Origin of the sequence: Pseudorhizobium marinum, from assembly GCF_000705355.1 — a bacterium.
GTDB lineage: Bacteria > Pseudomonadota > Alphaproteobacteria > Rhizobiales > Rhizobiaceae > Neorhizobium > Neorhizobium pelagicum.
The window spans coordinates 1-5,672 of sequence record NZ_JMQK01000052.1 but is presented as its reverse complement, the minus strand read 5'-3'; the positions used below and the strand labels follow the sequence as shown (position 1 = coordinate 5,672).

Annotated in this window: 1 protein-coding gene; it reads right to left on the bottom strand. The window is 60.4% G+C overall.

Annotated features, from left to right (window positions below; all coding sequences use genetic code 11):
• Positions 1-242: 242 nt before the first annotated feature.
• Entirely contained in the window at positions 243-5,345 is a 5,103-nt protein-coding gene (locus tag EO99_RS0125185; protein WP_029621298.1) for a RecQ family ATP-dependent DNA helicase, read from the bottom strand.
• Positions 5,346-5,672 lie beyond the last annotated feature (327 nt).

Sequence of the window (5,672 nt, the reverse complement as noted above, 5' to 3'; positions counted from 1 at the left end):
CCAGACAGTGCTACACTTTCAGGACTGGACGTCATCAAACGCCGTATTAAGTTTGGTTATTTGGGAGGTGTTGATGTCTTCCGACTGCTATCCTGTCGATCGAAGTCCATGGCCAGGACTTAGAAGTAGCATCCACGTTTGCCCGCGGCAGGAAAAGGACATCCACTATCTGCGATGACGCCACATCGCATAGCGTCAAGCGAAGTTGTCCCGACTGATCCGCCGTTCGCGAAAGTAAGCCATCAGCCGAATACAAGCTCCGGTACAACCGCCTCCCAAATATCTCGATGAAGGTGCACCCGGAACTCTTCCTGATTGTCGGCCTTGCGCCAGCGTACGATGGCGCCGACCTCGCCGCGGAGGAAGTTGAGGCCTTCGGGAGGTGACCAGCTTTTGGCCATGCGTCCAAGAGCCTGTCCCCGAGCATCCTGCATTATCCAAATTGGGCCATCGCGCACGATCTGAAGTGGGTCTCCTGCCTTTGCCGCTGAGATTGCGAGAAGTGAAGGATGATTCGGCCCGAGACGCCCAGCCCACGACAGGTCCACAGTCTTGAGGTTCGGCACTTGGTAAATCGCAAGCGGAAGATCGACGGCACTAGAGATAGCTGGCGCGGGGCGGTGCAGCACATACTCTTCGCCGTGCGGGACGAACGTAGGCTGTCCTTCGGCAATGATGGCAAGGCTACGTCGCGCTCTGGTCATGGCGACATAGAAAAGGCGGCGCGGTGCATCGGGATCCTCGCCTTTAGAGGGCCTGTCCCAACCGCCATTCAGAATGACGACATCGTCAAACTCCAGGCCCTTCGATCGATGCGCCGTCAGCAGCAGCAGTCCGCGCTGATCGCCTCGCGCATCATGAGCCCACTCAGCGAACCACTCGACGAGGTCAGGCACGGGCATGGTTTTGCTCGCAAGCTCTTTCGCCAGCGCGGCGACGCCTTCGCCGATCAGGTCCGTCCAGCGGTTGGACGGTATCGCGTTCAGCATGCCTACCAGGTCACGGACGCCCAGCAAACGTGTGGTCTCGCGACGCAGGAGGTCGATGAACTGCTGCATTTCGCGCAGACGCCAGATGCTAGGCAGGCTCTCATTTGCCATCTCCACCGGAATGCCCAGCGTCTCGGCATAAGCGCGCACCGCATCCAACCGTCGCCAGTCACGAGCGATGACCGCCGCACGCGACCAACTCCACTCCGGATCAAGGCGCGATAGGCGGACGAGTTCATCAACTGCGGTCATCGCCTGCGCCACATCGCCGGATGGGCACTCCAGGACTTGCACCCGCCCACGGGCCACAGGATCGAGCGCCGCCATCTCTCCGCCTGGCGGCACCGTGCTGCGTTTGCGATCGATGGCAATGCTGTGACCGGCTTTCATACGGGCCGAGGCTGGCGCAATGACTGCGTTGGCGGCCGCAATGATATGGCCGGTCGAGCGATAGTTCTCGATCAGGAACACCGGTCGTGCATTGTAGTCGGCCTCGAACTGGCGGATGAAGCGGATGGATGCCCCAGCGAAGGCATAGATGTTCTGATCGTCGTCGCCCACCGCAAACAGGCTGAGGCGAAGCTCCTTATCGTCCAGTGAGCGGCCTGCAATGGCAGAGATCAATGCATATTCCTCAGGGCCAATGTCCTGATACTCGTCCACCAACATCCAGCGATAGCCCTGAATTAGCGTATCGCGTTGTGCCTCGGCCTCGGTCTTGCTGAGTCCCTCGCCGTTCAACTGGCGCACTGCCTCCAAGAGGATCCCGTCGAAGTCGTGGGAGGTCCCGTTCGAAGTTCCAGCAAAGCTCGCGCCCACCAATCGCATCGCGAGGGCGTGGCAAGTGGAGATGGTCACCGCATTCGCGTCATCGCCGATCAGGTGCCGCAGCCGGATGCGTATCTCGGCGGCGGCATGGCGGTTGTAGGTCAGCACAAGGACGCCGCGCGGGTCCTCGCGGCGGACTCGGATTAGGTAGGCGATGCGGTGCACAAGAACGCGCGTCTTGCCCGATCCCGGTCCTGCCAGGACCAAGACGCTTGTCTGCTCACGGTCGTCGGCGACGATCTCTTGCTGAACTGGATTCTTCAGCGCCTCAACGATCGCTTTCCAGGAGCTGCCGGTGGTTTGACGCCGGATCTCACCGCCCTTGCCGGGCATCCAGCGACGCAGAAAACTGTCGCGCTCCAGCACGAAGTAATCCTCGGACAGCCGCAGTGCCTGATCCATCGCAGCAAGACCCTTTTCGGCATAGGTCGCCATGACATGGGTCTGGATGGTCTGCTCGGCGTAGTGTTCCTCTAGGCGTGTAAAATCCTTCACGGTGAACTTGCCGCCCGAGGGGTTCAAATGGACCGTCATCGCCTGCCGGAAAATCGTCAGCCCTTTGCCCAGCGTTACCACCTCCTGCTCATGCAGCCACAGAAGTGCGCGCTCCATCAGTTTGGTCATGTCCTGAATGCCGCTGCCGCGCAGCAGCGCGTCTCCTGTCAAGGCGGAGAGCAGATCACCCATCGTGGTTTCGACCTGGATATCCTTGCCGCGGCTGCCCTTTGGCAACCTGCCGAGAAAGTGCCCTAGCAACAGTTCGGCACCCTGCTGCCGCAGGCTTGCGGTCTGTTCCAACGCCTGCCAGGACCGTTGCAGGGTAACCAACAACGTGTTGCGCGAAGCCTTGCGTAGGCGCAGATTGCCCTTTCCACCGTCCTGATCGCGCCCGTCGCGGCCCATGCTCCGCAGCAACTTTTCCACAATGTCGGGTCGCACTGCGCTATGCCCCTGATTGCGGAGTGCCTGACAGGTCTCGGCGAGATGCAGAGGAATGCCTTCGGCACCTTCGGCGTCGGGGGCGGCTTCGCGCATGAGGGCGGTCATCGCCGTTTCAAGCCGCGCGGCCTGCGCCAGTCGCTGCTGCGAATGCCCCTCGACCGCAACATGGACAAAGATCGTGACCACGACGTCATTGCGAGCGATTCCGAGCGCCTCGAGATCGGCCAGCGCCTTGTTCAGCATACCCCCTGTCAATCCGCTGATCCCGGCCAGCTCGTCCGTGGAAATGCCCTGATCGGGCGGCGCGTTCATCAAGTGGCGAGTGATATCCGAAAGCTGCTTGCGACGTGTTCCAGTGATCGCGGCTCTCGTCAGGATCGCCTCGACTTCTTCCAGATTGCGGATCCTGAGGGATGAGGGGAAGACCTGAACCTTGTTTTCCTCACGGCTCAGCAACTTGGCCTCCTCCAGCCAGGACACCGCGGTCTTCACCCTGCTGTCGTCGGTAATGTTGTCACGTTCGAATTCCTGATCGCGTTCAGCGCGCACGACTTCGCCCGAGGTAGCGACCACGGTTCCGGTCTTTTTCGTCCGCTCGTCAAGCTGCCGCAGAGCCTTCAGGATCGCGCCGATTTCGTGCCGAGCTAGACGCGACCTGGCAGAAAGTGAGAACTGGCGCTCGACGTCCTCTTCGGCGAAGAGCAGCACGCAATCGGCATGAGCGCGGTCGCGGCCCGCTCGTCCGGCTTCCTGCAGGTAGTTTTCCAGTGATCCGGGAATGTCGCCATGCACCACCAGTCGGATATCAGGCTTGTCGATGCCCATGCCAAAAGCGTTAGTCGCAGCGATAATCCGTAGTTCGCCGACGCGAAATCGTTCCTGAATGTCGCGCTTCTCCTCAGGCGGCAGCCCGGCGTGGAACCGCTCCGCCGAAAGACCCTGCTGCTTGAGGAACTCGGCGACGCGTTGCGTCTCGCTGCGCGTAGCGCAATAGACCACGGCACCTGAAGCGCCATCGCGTGGCAGCTTGGCCTCGATCACATCGAGGATGTCAGCCAGCTTGGTGCCACGCTGCGTCGGCCGGACCTCGAAACTCAGATTGGTGCGCAGCGCACCACCGTCCAGCACCAAAAGTTCGCGTCCAAGGCGTGAGTGGAAATGCTCTCGGATGTCACGCACCACTTCGGGCTTGGCGGTGGCGGTCAGGCAGAGCACCTGGGCAGGTGCTTCATCGCCCGAGGTTTCGTTGATGAAGCGGCTGACATAGCGGTAGTCAGGTCGGAAATCGTGGCCCCATTTCGACACACAATGCGCTTCGTCCAGGACCCACAGCCCGATCTCGCGCTGTGCCAGAACCGACCGGACGGAGTTGCTGCGCAATTGCTCCGGCGAGATCAGCAGCATTGCCGCCTCTCCCATGCGCACACGGTCCAGTGCATCCTGCCGCTCGGGCATCGAGAGCATTCCATTGACGGTTACGGCTGAGGAAATTCCTGCCCGCGCCATGCCCTGGACTTGATCGGCCATCAAAGCGACCAGCGGCGAGATGATCACCGTCAGCGCTCCGGTCTTGTCGAACTTGGACAGAGCGGGAATCTGATAGCAGGCCGATTTGCCGGTGCCGGTCGGCAGAATGCCGAGGACGCACGACCCGCGCATCGTTTCATCGACGATCCGCTCCTGCAGGGGGCGGCCCATGTCATCCACCGGCTGCGCTCGGAATGCATCGAAGCCAAACCAGCGCGACAGCGCGCGGACCGGGTCGTTCTTCTCACTACACCAGGTGCAATGCGGACTATTGCAATTGGTGTCGCGGAGGTGCCGCACGATCAGCGCAGCCTCGCGAAACTGCGCCCGTACCCAGGGCGGCATGACGGAATCCCCGCCCGCGACCAAGATCCAGGACAAAGCATACGCCATCGGCCACCCGAGCTGTGGGTTGGAAAGGCGGTTCAGCGTCTGATCTAGTCGCCGCTCACAGGCGCGCGCAGCCAAGAGCCGGGAAATCGCTTCTTTTGCCACAAGAGTCTGGGGCGTAGGAGCTCCGCGAACCTCCCAAAACACCGCGTCAAACCCACCTGGGTTCTCCATTCTCGTCGTAAGAAAATGAAAGGCTGCAATGGCATCGGGCTGGTCGGCGTTCTGCTGCCTCAAAGCTGTCAGTTGATTGCGCAGCACCTGAAACACCAGTCGCGCATCCAGTTCCGGATCGTTGACATGGCCGGCTTGCAGGCGCCCGTCATGATAATGCTTGACCAGGTGGTGGTAGGGATTGCGCGGAAATGCGAGTGGATTGAGCCATAGAGTGTCGATTGGCGACCGAAGAATTTTCGCCAGCCCAGGCCGCGCTGCGAGCAGATGAGGCAAGTCATGCCGAAGTATGTTGTGGCCGAGCAGATGCACGCTTCCGGTTGCTTCCGCTTCCAGTTGGTCAAGGCCTGCCGCAAGATCCCGCCTCTTTGCCAGGATCGCGGGACGAGCATCATCGCGCACCGCCGCAAAGGCAAAGATGGTTGCGGTTGCAGGATCAACTTCTAGGTCGATTGAAATGCATTGCTGCACCAACGGCTGGAAAGGCTCTGCCATGTGTTGCAGGTTGTTTGTCACTGAATGAACCTATAAGCATTTATGGTCGTCCGGTTTTGCAAAACGTCAAGCATCAATACGTGCCCCACAGTGACCTCGGTCTATTAAATAAATCCTATTGCTCGCGAGTTGCTCCCCGAACTTGCGAGAGACGTCTGTCCGCCGATCACCAGGCGGAACCATTTCTGCGACGAACTGGAGATGAGCAGAATTGACTAAGCCGCGTCCTTCGCCCCCAAATGGCAAGATCACTATATCCATGGAGGCGACGGCGGAAATCACATCTCCAATGGGCCGATGCAGGCTCTCCGATTTCGGCGGTCGAGG